Genomic DNA, 16,615 nt, shown 5'->3' with positions numbered 1-16,615 from the left:
TAGGTTTTGTCAGGAATGAAAACAAATTTTACACTTTTTGTTTACTAATTTTGCGTTGATTGCATTATAGCGGTCTCTCTAGGTGGAAAAAAAGACTTGGGGGGAATCTGGCTACGATATTTTAAATAAAGAACAAAACATCACCACACGATTTTCTCCTGCTTTTGGTATGCGCTCAATCACGATTAGCCGGATTGATAATTTAGCTCAATCCATTGATTTTGATCCGGCTTTAACCGAAAGCATTAATCAAAAAGAATCGACCTATGACTATTAAAATCAGGTGAAATCCATTTGCAGGGACGCAAAAACTTCTCCTTTCTCTTTTTTCCAAGTTATAATCCGCTACCTTATTATTTTACTAGTTTCTAATGCATTTAAAACAGTTAAAACTGGCTGGATTTAAATCCTTTGTTGACCCAACCATTGTGCCTTTTCCAAGTCAACTCGTTGCTGTGGTTGGTCCGAATGGTTGTGGCAAATCGAATATCATCGATGCAGTGCGTTGGGTGATGGGCGAAAGTTCCGCCAAGAATCTGCGTGGTGAGTCCATGGTCGATGTCATTTTTAATGGCTCGTCACAACGCAAAGCGGTTGGCCAAGCTTCAGTGGAATTGGTTTTTGATAACAGCATGGGGCGCCTTACAGGGCAGTATGGCAGTTATCAGGAGATTGCCGTCAGGCGCGTAGTAACCCGGGATGGGGAGTCCGCATACTATCTCAATGGCAGTCGTTGCCGTCGCCGCGATATCACGGATATTTTTCTTGGAACCGGGGCAGGCGCGCGAGGTTATTCCATTATTGGGCAAGGAACCATTTCGCGCATTATCGAAGCGCGACCTGAAGAATTAAGGGCCTATCTTGAGGAGGCGGCAGGTGTCTCCAAGTATAAGGAGCGTCGTCGCGAAACAGTCCTGCGCATCGAGCATACTCGTGAAAATTTAGCGCGTGTGGCAGACATACGAGATGAGCTGGATAAGCAATTGCAGCGTTTAGAACGTCAAGCAAAAGCGGCGGAACGTTATAAGGTGCTGAAAGCAGAAGAGCGTTTATGTAAAGCAGAGATTTTGGCTTTAAAATGGCGAGCATTAACGGACGAACAGCAAAAAAAACAAACCGAATTAAAAGTCCTATTATTGGATTACGAAAAGCATCAAGCGAACGCAGCAGAAGCGTATAAACAAAGCACTGCAATAAGAGAAAAATACCATGAAGACAACGAAGCTTTCCAACAACATCAAGCCCATTTTTATCAATTAGCGACTGATATTGCTCGTCTTGAAGAGAGCGTTCAACAGTATCAACGTGAAAAGCAACGGTTACAAATTGATCAGCAACAAATGCAAGCGGATTGGGAGCAAGCTAATCATCAGGTGACGCAGGATCAAGACGCCTTACAAACTAGCGAAGAGCTGCTCATTAATCTGCAGAAAAATTTACAAGCGGCGCAAGAAGAATTCGAGTGTAAACAGCAGGTATTACAAGAAAAGCAACTCGAACAAAGCAGTTGGAATACGAAAACTCAGCATGTGCAGGCTTGTTTGGCAAGTGCGCTGCGAGAAATGCAAATTGAACAAGTTCGTTTACAGCACCTCAATGAACGACGTCAACAGATGGGAACACGGCTGGAAAAAATCGATGATGAATTAAAATTGCTCGAGTTGGAGAGCCCTTCTTCAGATCTTGCGGCGCAACAAGAGATGTTAAGAAGTCTACAAACCACCGTTCGTTTTGAGGAAGACAAGCATCAGCAATTGCATGACGCGTGTTTTAAGCTGCGTGAGAAGCTCACTGAAACTGAAAAATTACTCCATCAAGCTCAAGATAAAGTACATCGCTTAAACACACAGCAGGCAAGCTTGCTTGCTGCACAGCAGACTGCGTTAGGACGACAAGCCAATGCTTCGGCAAACTTGGCTCACTGGGCTGATAAGCCACGCCTCGTTGAAAAGATCAAGGTAGAAAAAGAGTGGCAATTTGCTTGTGAGATGGTGTTAGCAGAAAGTTTGCAGGCAATTATTGTTGATTCACTCGAGGATATCTGGTTTGCAGTGAGCGAATTGGAAGAAAGTTCGGCCTTATTTGTTACGGCCAATCAAGAAGTGCAAACGCAGATCAGCTACCCGCGTTTATTGGATAAAATCAGTGGCTATAAGCCGAATTGGATGCATAGTCTTGATAAAATTTATATTGCCTCCTCATTGCAAGAGGCACTTACCCATCTAAAACATTTAAGCCCTGAAGAATCCATGATCACTGCAGAGGGATATTGGCTGGGTAAAGGATGGATAAAAATTGCAGGAAAAGAAATTCAGGATGAACCTAGTTTACTGCTTCGCCAAGAGGAAATAACCAGTCTTCAAGAAACGCTCAGAGTTGCTCAAGATGATTTAACCGCATTAAAAGATTTGCGTGATCTTCTTTATGGTCAAGTCAAAGAAAACGAAGAGCAGCTGGAGAGTGTAAGACAAAGCTTATCGACTCATAAAGAAAATTTGCGTGCATGTCAGGCAGAAATTGCTCAGAAAGAGCGCGACTTACAACAAATACAACACAGAAAGAGTGCATTAGCGGAAGAAAGGGAAGATCTGCATATTCATTTAGAAGAATTGATTAGTCAACAAACAAGGGCTGAACAGTTGTTGCTTGCAAAAAGCCAGGACATAAAGACCCATGAGCGGGAGCAGGAACAGTTAAATAGTGAGAAAGCAACGCTTGAGATGGCATTGCAGAACAGTCGAATAGCCCTAGAAGACGTCCGAACTGTGCTTCATCAAAGTCAATTGACGGTTGACCGGGAAAAATTAAAAATCCAGCAATTGAGCGATAACCTCAAACGGGAGCGATCACGACTGGAGACTTTAACTGAACGCATGGAAACGCTAGCGTATCGCTTACTGCAAATGGAAATGCCAGATACTACACTCTCCGAATCGTTAGCCGTGAAAGTGGCTCAGCATAATGAATTAGAAACAGAATTGAATCGAAAGCGGGATGCATTAGCAAGTCTAACGAAAGAATTAGAGGTATTAGAGGTTACTGTTAGGACAGAAGAAAAACAAGCAAGACTAATCCAAGAAAAAATCCAGCAAGAACAAATACAAGAGCAGGCTTTAGCTGTTCGCGCCAGTGGCATTCTTGAGTCTTTAGCTGAGTTTGATACAACGATCGATGCCCTCAGTGCTTCTATACCTACAGAGGTCAACCAAAATTTGCGTGAACAGCAATTACAAGATATCGTTGAGAAAATTAAACGATTAGGTGCAATCAATTTAGCGGCAATCGAAGAATATGAAACGGAATCTCAACGAAAGCAGCATTTAGACGAGCAGTACAATGATTTAACCGAAGCACTAGCAACGCTTGATGCTGCCATCGAAAAAATGGATAAAGAGACACATCAGCGCTTACAAGCGACTTTTGATGAAGTGAATACGGCATTCCAAGCCCTTTTTCCTCGACTTTTTGGAGGAGGGCGTGCTCTGTTGGAGTTAACTTGTGATAATCTGTTGGAAGCAGGTATTTTAGTAATGGCACAACCTCCGGGTAAGCGAAACAGCACCATTCACTTACTCTCAGGAGGGGAAAAAGCAATGACAGCAGTTGCCTTAGTTTTTGCGATTTTTCAGCTGAATCCTTCGCCCTTTTGTATGTTGGATGAAGTGGATGCGCCTTTGGATGATGCGAACGTTCGGCGTTTTTGTGATATGGTGAAAGAAATGTCACAATTTGTGCAATTTCTTTTTATCACTCACAATAAGGTGACAATGGAATTAGCTGAGCATTTGATTGGTGTGACGATGCGTGAACCTGGTGTGTCTCGTATTGTTGCTGTGGATGTAGAACAAGCCTTGGCAATGACTGAAGGTTAAATTAAATTGGGAATCAGGGCGCAACGTGCTCGACATGGTAGTTAAACAAACTAGTATAGGAGTAAAAACATGCAGGCAAACTGGAGTCTTATCCTTAATGTTCTTTTGCTCATTGGGGTCGTGATTGCTATTGCACGCTTAATGAAGGCAAGACGCCGCAGTTTAACGCCTGCAACCTACCAGCCCTCCTTAGGGTCAATTGAAAATAAGCATTTCGACGACATTATCGCAGTGCGCAAAGTCAATTGTGAACTTCAGGGTGAGGTTAATCATCATGAGGCTGTCCTAAAAAATACCTCTAACAGCGCAGTAGAGCCAGAGAGCGCAAAAATGGAGCATGCTGTTGCTATGGAAAAAGGGAGGTCGGTGATGATGTTTTTATTAGCCAAAGAGAATCGACAACTGGCCGGGTATGAACTTCTGCAAACGGTTCTTGCTGCCGGTTTGCGCTTTGGTGAAGGGAACTTATTTCATCGCCATCAGCATGCTAATGGTCAGGGGCCAGTGCTCTGCAGTTTAGCCGCGGCTACACCGAGTGGCGTTTTTGATCTACAAAACATTGGTGCATTTAGCGTGCGCGGACTGTGTTTATTTATGCATTCTTCGGGGAATCCAGTCATCGATGCGGAGCGTTTCACCATCATGCATGAAACCGCAAAACAACTTAGGGATGGCTTGGATACTCACTTACTCGACGAACAAAAACAACCTTTGTCTGAAGCAAGTTTGGCTCGCTATCGAAACCAGCTTAATATTCGTGAGCAAGAGCTTATCTGAGTTTAATGCAAATCGTTTTTGGCCTTCAAAGCGGCCGTCATTGCGAATGAAGTGAGGCAACCAATGCTTCGTTAAACTTCTGCTTTGGGTTGCCTCGCTAACGCTCGCAATGACGAATATAAATCAGTAAACTAATCTTTTTAACTACCCAAAGCAAATCATGAATCTAAATCTAAATAATATTGCCGAATTGTTTAACAGCTCTTTTGCAGAGAATCCTTTGATTACAGGTGTTTCAATTGATAGCCGTAAGGTAAAACCTGGTGATTTATTTATTGCTTTGCATGGAGAAAATTTTGACGGGCACGATTTTATTAAGGCTGCGGTTTCGCAAGGCGCTGTTGCTGTCATTTGCAGTCGAGCAGATGCGCAAGTTACCGTGCCTCAAATTGTAGTATCGAGTACATTACAAGCTCTGGCAAAATTAGCAACGCAGTACCGGTTGGCTATTCATTGTCCTGTGATTGCCTTAACAGGAAGCAATGGCAAAACCACAGTGAAGGAAATGATTTCTTCCATTTTACCAAAACCTGCTCATGCGACTCCTGGGAATTTAAATAATCATATCGGTGCTCCGTTAAGCGTGCTGCAATTGCGGCCTGAGCATCGCTATGCAGTATTTGAGCTTGGCGCCAATCACCTTGGAGAAATAGCCTTCACTGTGGCCATCGTAAAACCTCAAGTAGCCCTTATAAACAACATTGCTCCTGCCCACATAGGAGAGTTTGGCTCAATCGATGGCGTGGCGAATGCAAAAGGTGAAATTTACCAAGGGCTTGGTGAAGATGGCACTGCTGTTATCAATGATGATGACGCCTATGCACATTTCTGGGATGAATTATTAACCGACAAAAAGGCATTACGTTTCTCCCTAACGAAGCCCGTGGATGTTTACGCACGAGAAATTACTTTTAATGAAGCAGGCTGCGCAATGTTTACCTTAGTAACACCCATTGGAAACGTACAAATTAGTTTGCAAGTTCCTGGAGAACATTCCGTGCGTAATGCATTAGCTGCAGCAACCTGCTGTTATGCCGTAGGGATTTCCTTGGCTGATATCGCTGAAGGTTTAAACCAGTTTCGGGGGGTTGCGGGTCGAATGACATTCCTGAAGGGCAAAAAAGATGCGGTGATTATTGACGATACCTATAATGCAAATTTACGTTCTGTGTTGACGGCAATTGACGTGTTGGCAAAACGCCAGGGGCGTCGCATTTTGGTGCTTGGGGATATGGGTGAGCTTGGTGCCTGGACAAAGGAGCATCATGAAGAAATTGGTCATGTTGCCCATCAACGTGGCATTGATCTCTTAATGACCTGCGGTACGCACAGCGAACACAGTACGAAAGCATTTGGTTCGACAGCAAAGCATTATAAAAATCAAGAAGAGTTGGCGCGAGATTTGCTCCCTGAATTAGACAAAGACACAACCGTTTTAGTAAAAGGTTCTCGCTCTTCTGCGATGGAAAAAGTGGTACACCAATTGCTGCGTTGAAACTTAAGATTGTGCTATGATTGCCGCTTTTTGTAAACCTGATGCGGATCGCACAACCTAACTTTGAGGGATAAAATATGCTTTATTGGTTAACACAGCTACTCCAAGGGCAATATCATGCATTTAGGGTGTTCCAATATTTGACATTTCGTTCCATTTTAGCCGCTTTAACCGCGCTACTTGTTGGATTGCTTTGTGGTCCTATGATGATTAATTGGTTGAAAAATTTGCAAATTGGCCAAATGGTTCGGGATGATGGGCCCAAATCGCATCTATCAAAAGCAGGAACACCCACGATGGGAGGGGTGCTGATTTTGTTAGCTGTGCTGGTAAGCAGTCTACTCTGGGGAGACCTGCGCCAGCCAGCACTATGGCTCGTTATGCTAGTGACGACAGGATTTGGTATAGTGGGTTGGGTTGATGATTACCGTAAAGTAGTCAGGAAAAATTCGAAAGGATTACCAGGAAGATGGAAATATTTTTGGCAATCTGTCATTGCTCTGGCGGCCGTGATTTATCTTTATTTAAGCCCAAGCATTCCTGTCACTTCCCAATTAACGGTCCCTTTTTTTAAAAATTTACTCATCAATCTTGGACCTTTATTCCCCTTGTTGGCTTATTTTGTCATTGTAGGAAGTAGTAACGCAGTGAATCTAACAGACGGGTTAGATGGTTTAGCCATTGTACCCATTGTCATGGTTGCAGGGGCTTTAGGCGTTTTTGCCTACGCAAGTTCTAATGCAGTCTACGCGCATTATTTAGCCATTCCCTATGTGCCCAACACTGGCGAATTGACTATCTTTTGTTCTGCACTCGTGGGCGCTGGCCTTGGTTTTCTTTGGTATAACAGTTATCCTGCCCAAGTTTTTATGGGGGATGTGGGTTCCTTGTCTCTGGGAGCTGCGCTAGGAATGGTGGCTATTATCGTCCGACAAGAGCTAGTCTTGCTCATTATGGGGGGGTTATTTGTTCTCGAAACGGTATCCGTGATTTTGCAAGTAGGGTACTTTAAATACACCGGTGGCAAGCGTTTATTTCGCATGGCTCCTCTCCACCATCATTTTGAACTAAAAGGGTGGTCAGAGCCAAAAGTGATTGTTCGTTTTTGGATTATGACAGTTGTCTTCGTGCTCTGCGGGTTAGCAACGTTAAAATTAAGATAGGTGCGAATCATGAACCAACCACTCTACTTAGTCGCAGGTTTAGGAAAAACAGGTCAATCTATCGCAGGTTACTTGCGTCGACGCAATAAACCTTTTGTGGTATTTGATACGCGACGTGAAGTTGCTGGCTTATCTGAGTTTACTAGCGAATTTCCTGGTGTGGATGTGTTTTTAGGCGCATTTCCTACGACCCTTTATGAGCAACTAGCGGGTATCATTACCAGCCCTGGTGTTCCTCTGGATGAACCTTTTCTGCAACGGGCTTTTCAGCTAAATATTCCTGTGTATGGAGATATCGAGTGCTTGGCACACGAAATACAAGCCCCAGTCATTGCAATTACCGGTACTAATGGGAAGTCGACGGTGACAACGCTAGTGGGTGAAATGGCGAAAGCCGCAGGTTTGACGGCAGCTGTCGCAGGAAATATTGGATTCCCTGTCCTTGATTTGTTAGATGACGGTAACCATTACGATTTATGGGTATTGGAGTTATCGAGCTTTCAATTGGACTTAACGCATTCGCTCAAACCAATTGCTGCGACGATTCTTAATATTTCACCCGATCACCTTGATAGGCATCATACTTTAGACGCTTACATTAAGGCAAAACAACGTATTTATCATCGAGCGGAGTTTCTTTTATATAATCGCGAAGATAAAGCCACCTATCCTCAAAACAAGACTGCCAAGGCCATCAGTTATGGGCTGGATGCCCCAGCGGAAGGGCAATGGGGCATAGTCGAGCATCAAGGTAAGCTCTATCTTGCCCACGGCAAGAAGCGCTTATTGTCTGTAGAGCAATTGCGTCTTAAAGGGAAGCATAATTGGCAAAATGCTCTCGCGGCTTGCGCTTTAGCGACATCTGCTGGCATAAACGCGGAATTTATGGTTAAAGTGCTCGAAACGTTTTCAGGCTTACCCCATCGTTGTCAGTGGGTAAGAAACATAGACGGTGTGGACTGGATTAATGATTCTAAAGGGACAAACATTGGTGCTGCAATTTCGGCTATTTCTGGAATTGGTAGTGCCATGCACGGAAAAGTAGTCTTAATCGCTGGTGGGATTGGTAAAGGGGCAGATTTTACGGAGTTGCGCAGTCCAGTCGCTGATTACGTTCGCTCAGTGGTTTTAATCGGCGAGGATGCCGATAAAATTCAAGCGGCCTTAGCGAATGTTGTGCCCGTGCTGCGTGCTTCTTCACTTGAAGGTGCAGTAACTCTTGCCAAATCACAAGCGATTCCAGGCGATGTGGTTTTATTATCACCTGCTTGCGCGAGTTTTGATATGTTCCGCGATTTTAATCATCGAGGAGAGTCTTTTGCTAACTTGGTGGCTAAACTGTGAGCACAATGCAGCCTCGTCATTTTAATCAACGCGGTAAACCCAGTAATAAGCCCATTGCGCTTTACGATAAATGGCTAATGGGTGCTGTATTGGGCTTACTGATTATTGGGTTAATGATGGTTGCTTCAAGCTCGATCATGATCTCAACGAAATACTACCACCAGCCTTTTCATTTTTTAATTCGGCAATTCTGTTATCTATTTGCCGGTTTTTTAGCAGCAATCGTTGTGATGCGGGTGGATAGTTCTGTATGGGAAAAGATAAGTAAGCCCTTACTGCTCGTGTGTTTATTGATGTTACTCATCGTTTTGATTCCTGGCATTGGCCGTTCAGTAAACGGTAGCAGACGTTGGTTGGCTTTTGGTCCTATAGGAATTCAAGTGTCCGAATTGGCTAAAATGACCATGATTTTTTACGTCGCCGGGTATTTAGTGCGTCAGCAGGCGAGCGTCCAGCAAAGCATTTTGGGGTTTATAAGGCCAATGATTATTTTAGGATTAATTGCCGTTTTGCTGTTATTAGAGCCCGATTTTGGCGCCACGGTCGTTATAACAGGAACAATTATGTCGATGCTGTTTCTGGCTGGAGTTAAATTACGTTATTACATTGGGTTAGTGATTACGGTCATCTGTTGTCTTGTCATGCTTGCATTATCTTCTCCCTATCGAGTCGCTCGCTTAACGGCATTTCTTAACCCTTGGGCTGACCAATTTAATTCAGGGTACCAACTGACTCAATCACTCATCGCATTTGGCCGTGGGGGGTGGTTAGGGGTAGGGTTGGGTGAGAGTGTGCAGAAATTATTCTATTTGCCTGAGGCCCATACTGATTTTCTATTTGCTGTACTCGCAGAAGAGCTAGGGCTGCTTGGCGTTTCTCTTGTCATAATTTTGTATAGTATACTGGTGATAAGAGGCTTAATGATTGGTTTTAATGCTCATAGCCAAGAACGATTATTTGCCGCTTTTACCGCCTATGGTTTGACATTCTGGCTAGGATTGCAGGCAGCTATCAATATGGGGGTTAATTCAGGTCTTTTACCCACAAAGGGCTTGACCTTACCCATGTTAAGTTACGGCGGCGCTAGTATGGTCGTTAATTGTGTGGTCATTGCTCTTCTGCTCCGCATTGATCATGAAAACCGTTGGCAGGCTCTAGGACTGAGGACGCCGACAGCATAAATCATAAAAAAGTAGGTACGAAAGATGCTACTACTTTTTTATGGAAACGAGAAAGGGGAACGTTGTGAACAACATAGAACAGTTCTTGTCACCAAGGATGGGGCGAGTAGAACAGATTCATTTTGTTGGTATTGGCGGTGCTGGTATGTGTGGTATCGCGGAAGTGTTACATAATCAAGGTTACCGTATTACCGGCTCTGATTTGAGTGAAAGTCGCACTGTACAGCGATTGCAGTCCTTAGGCATTCAAGTATACATTGGTCACCAGGTTGACAATATAACGGGTGCCGATGTTGTCGTGAAATCAACAGCAGTAGAAGCAGATAATCCTGAAATAAGGGCAGCACAAGAACAAGCAATCCCTGTGATTCCTCGAGCTGCCATGCTGGCTGAATTAATGCGTTTTCGTCAGGGTATTGCCATTGCCGGTACGCATGGAAAAACAACCACAACCAGTTTAGTGAGCAGCATTTTAGCTGAAGGTGGCCTTGATCCCAGTTTTGTGATTGGTGGAAAGCTTAATAGTTGCGGCTCTAATGCTCAATTAGGTAAATCAGCTTATTTTGTTGCTGAAGCGGATGAAAGCGATGCTTCCTTTTTATTCCTGAAACCCATGATGGCAGTAGTGACCAACATTGATGCCGATCACATGGGCACCTACGACGATAATTTTGATAAATTGCGTAATACTTTTATTGAGTTCCTACATCATTTACCCTTTTATGGGTTAGCGGTTCTTTGTATCGAGGATGAAGAGGTTCGTCGTATTTTACCCTCGGTACAACGACCTATTCGAACCTATGGATTCCGTGAAGAGGCGCATTATCGCGCTCTTGATTGGACGCAAAAGGGTTTATTAAGTGAATTTAAAGTGCAACGTCCAGCACCTCACGCCATGTTAACGATAAAATTCAATTGGCCAGGGCGTCATAATGTACTCAATGCTCTAGCGGCTATTGCAATTGCTACTGAGCTAGGGGTTAGTGACGAAGCGATTATAAACAGTTTATTTAAATTCCAAGGGGTGGGCAGACGCTTCCAAATGCTCGGCGAGCGACGTTTTGAGCACGGGTCAGCCATTATCATTGATGATTATGGGCATCATCCGCAAGAAATTATGACAACCATTGATGCTTTTCGCCGCGTTTGGCCTGATAAGCGCTTAGTTCATGTTTTTCAGCCTCATCGCTATAGTCGAACGCAATCGTTGTTTTCTCAATTTGTCAATGCATTAAGTCTAGCTGATGAACTGCTTCTGCTAGATATTTATTCAGCTGGGGAGCAAGCTATTCCGGGCCTAACCAGTGAATCGCTGTTGCAAGAAATTAATCAAAGGCGTCCTAATGCGCGATTAGTTACAGCTCAAAATTTATTGCAGGCACTGAATGAATTAATCCAGGATGGCAATGTGATTCTCATGCAGGGCGCTGGCAGTATTGGGCAAATGGCACTTAATCTAATGCAAACAGTGAGAGAATCAGCGTGAAAACGTCAGACGAAATCAAAAGGAGTTCAGATTTACATCAAGGACAGCTGCTCTTCAATGAGCCTTTAGCAGATTATACCACTTGGCGTGTAGGTGGGCAGGCTAAAAAACTGTATAAGCCTGCAGGCGTTGCTGATTTGGCCATGTTCATAAAACAGCTTCCTAAAGACGAGCCGTTATTATGGCTAGGTTTGGGTTCTAATTCCCTTATCCGCGATAGTGGATTTGCTGGAACAGTGATATTAACGCAAGGATGTTTAAAAGAAATCAGTCTCATGGGTGATGACTTAGTTCATGTTGAAGCAGGCGTTTCCTGTGCAACAATGGCTCGCTTCTGTGCCCGTGCTAATCTTGCTGGAGGGGAGTTCTGGGCGGGTATTCCAGGTACGATGGGTGGGGCGTTGCGCATGAATGCTGGCTGTTTTGGTGGGGAAACCTGGCAAACGATTGTGGAAGTCAAAACAATGACTCGCGAGGGTGAAATACGCGTACGTAGGCCAGAAGAGTTCGAAATCGCTTATCGGCATGTTGCTGGATTACAAGATGAGTGGTTTGTTGCTGCGACTTGTCGGTTAACGAAAGGAGAGAAAGAGAAATCTCTCCAGTTAATTAAAGAGCTATTGGCGCATCGTGCTAACACTCAGCCGACCAATGAATACAATTGCGGCTCTGTATTTAGAAATCCGCCGGGCAATTTTGCCGCTCGCCTTATTGAATCATGTGGACTGAAAGGAAAGCAACTGGGTGGGGCTATTGTTTCGACAAAGCATGCTAATTTTATAATTAATCAACAGGGTAACGCTTCGGCGAGTGATATTGAGTCACTTATCGAGTTAGTGCGTGATACAGTGCATAAATTGACGGATATTGAATTAATTCGTGAAGTGCACATCATTGGAGATCGTTAATGTCAAAAATAAATCTAGCGCTGCTCTACGGTGGCAAATCGGGTGAACATGAAATTTCATTAATTTCTGCAGCCTCCGTATTAACGCATTTGGATGCCAATAAATACACGATTATTCCTATCGGAATGGATAAAGAGGGACGATTTTATCAAAATGATTACCAAGAACTCTTAGCTTACAAGGAAAGTTTACCGGTGATGACTCCGCACTCTCGGCCCTTGCCAAGTTTATTGGTTGGCGGACGCTTCGCCGTGGATGCTGATATTGTTTTTCCCATTGTGCACGGACCACTCTATGAAGATGGTTGTCTACAAGGTCTACTGGAATTAGCCGGTATTGCGTATGTGGGTTGCGATGTTTTATCGTCTGCGATCGGGATGGATAAAGACATTGCTCGGCGCATTGCATGCAGTGATGGAATACGCTCAGCCCGTTATCGTGTATTATCTTGGCATAGTTCTGTCCAAGAAAGGCAGCAATTTTGCCAGCAAGTGGCTATGGAATTAGGTTGGCCATTGTTTGTTAAACCTTGCTCATTAGGCTCCAGCGTCGGCACCCACAAGGTTAAAAATATGGAAGGACTTTCTAGGGCTATTGAAGATGCATTGCGTTATGATGAGACTATCTTAGTCGAAGAGTATATTCCAGGAAGAGAGATTGAATTGGCCGTACTGGAAAGTAAAGTGCCTTCAACACCACCACGAGTCAGTATCGCAGGTGAAATTTGTGTCAACCATGCGGATGGATTTTACTCGTACACAGCAAAATACTTAGAAAGTCATCAGACCGAATTGCATGTTCCAGCGAAACTGGATGAAAAAACAACGAAACAATTGCAAGACATTGCTGCTGAAATTTTTACGCGCTTGAAATGCAAAGGAATGGCACGGGTTGACTTTTTTGTGAATGAGCAAGAAGGGGTTATTTATTTTAATGAAATCAATACATTACCCGGCTTTACTTCGATTAGCATGTATCCGAAACTATGGCAAGCGAGTGGTTTAAAGTATTCAGAACTTTTGGATGAATTAGTCAATTTGGCAATGACGCATCATCGTTGCCGGCAACAATTGGTGACTAGTTATCAGTGAATGACATGTCTTTCATGAAGTGTTTCTGTGCATGAATACATAGGGAAAAGAATGGATGGATGCTGAGACTGGGCGCCTACGTTATGCGAGTTTTTTGATGATATTAGTGGCTGCGGCATTTGTTTTAGCCGCACGGCTTCTCTATTTGTACATTGCTGACCCTCATCGATTCCCGATAAACACAGTCAAAATTGTAGCAAGCTATCAGCACATTACTCATAAACAACTTGAATCGATTTTGGCAGACCACTTAAGGTCAAGTTTTTTCACTTTATCGGTGCATCGATTATACGCTGAGTTAGCTGCTTTGGATTGGACTAACAATGTTCAAATTGAGCGTGTTTGGCCAGATACTCTAAAAATTACACTGGTTGAGAAGATTCCTGTCGCAACTTGGAATCATGCAATGATGACTGAGAAGGGTGAAATTTTTAATGAAGGCGGCGCCTTAACTGATTCCTCACTTCCTCATTTAAATGGTCCTACTAATCAACAGAAAGAAGTCTTACAAGTTTATAAAAAAATGAGTAAGATATTATCAGTCTATGGTTTGCATGCAGCTGCGTTAGAATGGCGTGATAATCATGCCTGGGAGCTTACCTTAGCAAATGGTTTGCGGTTACGCTTAGGAAAACGCGATTTGGATACACGAATAACACGGTTTTGCAAGGCATATCCTGCCGTGTTTGCGGAACGAGCCGATCAATTAGCAAGTGTTGATTTACGGTATCCGCGAGGTATGGCGGTACAATGGAAAAATAAACAAGGTAACGCTTGATAAAAAGTTACTGAACGGGAAGATAATGGCAAAAAAATCAGAAAAAAATATCATCACCGGTTTAGATATAGGCACTTCTAAAGTCGTCGCGCTTATTGGAGAGGTGACTGCAGACGGAACAATAGAGATTATCGGTATAGGAAGTCACCCTTCTCGTGGATTAAAACGTGGTGTAGTTGTCGATATTGAAGCAACAGTCAATACCATTCAGCGAGCTGTACAAGAAGCCGAGCTTAAAGCTGGATGTGAGGTTCGCACTGTTTATACAGGGATTGCGGGTAGCCATATTCGGAGTTTAAATTCCCATGGCATAGTCGCAATTCGTGATCTTGAGGTATCTCAAGGAGACGTCGATCGAGTCATTGACGCGGCGAAGGCAGTGGCCATTCCAGCCGATCAAAGAATCCTTCATATTTTACCGCAAGAATTTATCATTGATAATCAAGGCAGTATCCGAGAACCTGTGGGTATGGCGGGTGTACGATTAGAAGCGCGAGTTCATATTGTCACCGCGGCCGTAAGCGCTGCACAGAATATTGCTAAATGCATTCGTCGCTGTGGTTTGGAGGTTAGCGATATCATTCTTGAGCCGCTTGCTTCTAGTCATGCGGTGCTAACGGAAGATGAAAAAGAGCTCGGCGTTTGTTTAATCGACATTGGTGGTGGCACCACGGATATTGCTGTTTTCTCTGAAGGCGCTATTCAACACACAGCGATAATTCCAATCGCCGGCGATCAAGTGACTAACGACATTGCTATGGCGTTACGCACTCCGACTAATGCTGCAGAAGCTATAAAAATTAGCCACGCATTCGCCATGCCTGAATTAGCCAGCTCAAATGACATGCTTGAAGTATTAAGTGTGAGCGAAAGACCTGGGCGTAAAATTTCAGCAAAAGTGCTTTCAGAGGTGGTTTCCGCTCGTTACGAAGAGCTATTTTCCTTAGTGCGTAATGAATTAAGACGCAGTGGTTTTGAACAACGGGTCGCAGCAGGTATGGTCATCACTGGAGGCGGCTCCTGTATTAAAGGTGCTATTGAATTAGCTGAGCTGAGTTTTGAAATGCCTGTGCGTCAAGGCTGTGCGCATCATGTTTCAGGCTTAGTCGAAGCGACAGCGAACCCTTCATTAGCCACAGGAGTAGGTTTGTTGCTCCATGGCTTTCAACAACAGTATGAAGGTGGTTATAATGTTCCAAGCTTGAGCGATAATAGCAAAGGGATGTGGAAACGTATGAGAGAATGGTTTCACGGTAATTTCTAGTTGTATACCCTTAAACACATTCATAAAGGGTATATCCTAATCGCAGAATTTTAGTGGGGAGAGGTCTAAATGTTTGAATTAACGGAAAGCCAGCAAGACAACGCCGTGATTAAGGTTGTGGGCGTTGGTGGTGGCGGTGGAAATGCTGTTGAACATATGGTGGCGGAAAAAATCGACTTCGTTGAATTTATTTGCGCCAATACAGACGCTCAAGCACTGAAAAATTCGAATGCGAAAATCCATATCCAATTGGGAGAGGAGTTGACCAAAGGGTTAGGCGCTGGGGCGAATCCAAAGATCGGTCGTGAAGCAGCAGAAGAAGATCGAGAACGAATAAGAGATGTGCTCGTTGGCGCAGACATGGTCTTTATTACTGCTGGTATGGGCGGTGGTACCGGTACAGGAGCAGCGCCTGTTTTTGCCGAAGTGGCAAAAGAATTAGGAATTCTTACTGTTGCAGTGGTCACCAAGCCCTTTTCTTTCGAAGGCAGACAGCGGGCTTTAGCAGCAGAAGAAGGAATTCGCCGTTTAGCAGAACATGTCGATTCTTTGATTACTATTCCTAATAATAAATTGTTGAGTGTTTTGGGCAAAAATATCAGCTTGCTTAATGCGTTCAAAGCAGCAAATAATGTACTCTTAGGTGCGGTGAAGGGTATAGCCGATTTGATTACTCGTCCTGGTTTGATTAATGTTGACTTTGCCGATGTTCGTACCGTAATGTCTGAAATGGGTATGGCTATGATGGGAACAGGAACTGCCTCGGGCGAACAAAGAGCACGGCAGGCTGCAGAAGCGGCGATTGCCTCACCTTTGTTAGAGGACGTTAATTTCTCTGGCGCTCGCGGTATACTAGTCAATATTACTGCAGGCCTGGATATGTCTATCGGCGAATTTGAAGAAGTAGGTGATGTAGTAAAAGAGTTTATTTCTGATGATGCAACGGTCGTTGTTGGTACAGTTATTGACCCAGAGATGACCGATGAAATGCGGGTTACTGTGATAGTTACTGGCTTAGGTGACACACGTACTCGCGGTCAACAGCAAGCGGGAATAGCTAAAACTCGCCTAGTGGATTCAACACGTAGCGATGGCTCTCTTGATTATCAGCAACTTGATAGGCCAGCTGTAATGCGTAAACAAGCTGCTGCACCAGCAAAATCAACCAACGAATTTTCGGTTCCCGATGTTGATTATCTGGATATCCCAGCTTTCTTGCGGCGACAAGAAGAACAAGTAGAGTAAACTTAAAAACG

General features: G+C 43.9%; 13 protein-coding genes. All 13 read left to right on the top strand.

What is annotated here, in order from left to right; all coding sequences use genetic code 11:
• The first annotated feature begins 82 nt into the window (after positions 1-82).
• The 13 genes from B5D33_RS09750 to ftsZ all read left to right on the top strand — a co-directional run bounded on the left by B5D33_RS09750 (position 83) and on the right by ftsZ (position 16,604).
• Positions 83-277, top strand: coding sequence for a hypothetical protein (locus B5D33_RS09750; protein ID WP_058451868.1), 195 nt, complete (start codon positions 83-85; stop codon positions 275-277).
• Between the two features lie 94 nt (positions 278-371).
• Complete coding sequence (gene smc, locus B5D33_RS09745) at positions 372-3,872, top strand: chromosome segregation protein SMC (RefSeq protein ID WP_078767405.1); 3,501 nt, start codon at positions 372-374, stop codon at positions 3,870-3,872.
• A gap of 69 nt (positions 3,873-3,941) precedes the next feature.
• Entirely contained in the window at positions 3,942-4,649 is a 708-nt protein-coding gene (locus tag B5D33_RS09740) for a cell division protein ZipA C-terminal FtsZ-binding domain-containing protein (protein WP_058451867.1), read from the top strand.
• Between the two features lie 160 nt (positions 4,650-4,809).
• Positions 4,810-6,144: a UDP-N-acetylmuramoyl-tripeptide--D-alanyl-D-alanine ligase gene (locus tag B5D33_RS09735; RefSeq protein WP_058451866.1), complete on the top strand. Its 1,335-nt coding sequence runs from the start codon at positions 4,810-4,812 to the stop codon at positions 6,142-6,144.
• A 77-nt stretch (positions 6,145-6,221) separates the two neighbouring features.
• Complete coding sequence (gene mraY / locus B5D33_RS09730) at positions 6,222-7,307, top strand: phospho-N-acetylmuramoyl-pentapeptide-transferase (RefSeq protein WP_058451865.1); 1,086 nt, start codon at positions 6,222-6,224, stop codon at positions 7,305-7,307.
• Between the two features lie 9 nt (positions 7,308-7,316).
• Positions 7,317-8,651: a UDP-N-acetylmuramoyl-L-alanine--D-glutamate ligase gene (murD, locus tag B5D33_RS09725; RefSeq protein ID WP_058451864.1), complete on the top strand. Its 1,335-nt coding sequence runs from the start codon at positions 7,317-7,319 to the stop codon at positions 8,649-8,651.
• A gap of 5 nt (positions 8,652-8,656) precedes the next feature.
• Entirely contained in the window at positions 8,657-9,832 is a 1,176-nt protein-coding gene (gene ftsW / locus B5D33_RS09720; protein WP_058451955.1) for a putative lipid II flippase FtsW, read from the top strand.
• A gap of 64 nt (positions 9,833-9,896) precedes the next feature.
• The gene (gene murC / locus B5D33_RS09715) at positions 9,897-11,318 is read left to right on the top strand and encodes a UDP-N-acetylmuramate--L-alanine ligase (RefSeq protein ID WP_058451863.1); all 1,422 of its coding nucleotides are present in this window, start codon (positions 9,897-9,899) and stop codon (positions 11,316-11,318) included.
• Positions 11,315-12,226: a UDP-N-acetylmuramate dehydrogenase gene (murB, locus tag B5D33_RS09710; protein ID WP_058451862.1), complete on the top strand. Its 912-nt coding sequence runs from the start codon at positions 11,315-11,317 to the stop codon at positions 12,224-12,226. Before murC ends, murB begins: the two co-directional genes overlap by 4 nt.
• Positions 12,226-13,317, top strand: coding sequence for a D-alanine--D-alanine ligase family protein (locus B5D33_RS09705; protein WP_058451861.1), 1,092 nt, complete (start codon positions 12,226-12,228; stop codon positions 13,315-13,317). The genes murB and B5D33_RS09705 overlap by 1 nt, the downstream gene beginning before the upstream one ends.
• A 55-nt stretch (positions 13,318-13,372) precedes the next feature.
• On the top strand, positions 13,373-14,095 hold the full coding sequence (locus B5D33_RS09700) for a cell division protein FtsQ/DivIB (protein WP_058451860.1): 723 nt from the start codon (positions 13,373-13,375) through the stop codon (positions 14,093-14,095).
• Positions 14,096-14,120: 25 nt separating this feature from the next.
• Positions 14,121-15,359, top strand: coding sequence for a cell division protein FtsA (ftsA, locus tag B5D33_RS09695; RefSeq protein WP_058451859.1), 1,239 nt, complete (start codon positions 14,121-14,123; stop codon positions 15,357-15,359).
• A gap of 69 nt (positions 15,360-15,428) precedes the next feature.
• Entirely contained in the window at positions 15,429-16,604 is a 1,176-nt protein-coding gene (gene ftsZ / locus B5D33_RS09690) for a cell division protein FtsZ (RefSeq protein ID WP_058451858.1), read from the top strand.
• Positions 16,605-16,615 lie beyond the last annotated feature (11 nt).

Source organism: Legionella maceachernii (assembly GCF_900167045.1).
Lineage (GTDB): Bacteria > Pseudomonadota > Gammaproteobacteria > Legionellales > Legionellaceae > Tatlockia > Tatlockia maceachernii.
This window is presented reverse-complemented; position numbering and strand designations above follow the sequence as displayed.

Bases quoted from the DNA above. Each gene is read 5' to 3' on its own strand.
- mraY (WP_058451865.1), top strand. From the start codon at position 6,222: ATGCTTTATTGGTTAACACAGCTACTCCAAGGGCAATATCATGCATTT.
- ftsW (WP_058451955.1), top strand. From the start codon at position 8,657: ATGCAGCCTCGTCATTTTAATCAACGCGGTAAACCCAGTAATAAGCCC.
- B5D33_RS09735 (WP_058451866.1), top strand. From the start codon at position 4,810: ATGAATCTAAATCTAAATAATATTGCCGAATTGTTTAACAGCTCTTTT.
- B5D33_RS09700 (WP_058451860.1), top strand. From the start codon at position 13,373: ATGGATGCTGAGACTGGGCGCCTACGTTATGCGAGTTTTTTGATGATA.
- B5D33_RS09705 (WP_058451861.1), top strand. From the start codon at position 12,226: ATGTCAAAAATAAATCTAGCGCTGCTCTACGGTGGCAAATCGGGTGAA.
- B5D33_RS09740 (WP_058451867.1), top strand. From the start codon at position 3,942: ATGCAGGCAAACTGGAGTCTTATCCTTAATGTTCTTTTGCTCATTGGG.
- ftsA (WP_058451859.1), top strand. From the start codon at position 14,121: ATGGCAAAAAAATCAGAAAAAAATATCATCACCGGTTTAGATATAGGC.
- smc (WP_078767405.1), top strand. From the start codon at position 372: ATGCATTTAAAACAGTTAAAACTGGCTGGATTTAAATCCTTTGTTGAC.
- murD (WP_058451864.1), top strand. From the start codon at position 7,317: ATGAACCAACCACTCTACTTAGTCGCAGGTTTAGGAAAAACAGGTCAA.
- ftsZ (WP_058451858.1), top strand. From the start codon at position 15,429: ATGTTTGAATTAACGGAAAGCCAGCAAGACAACGCCGTGATTAAGGTT.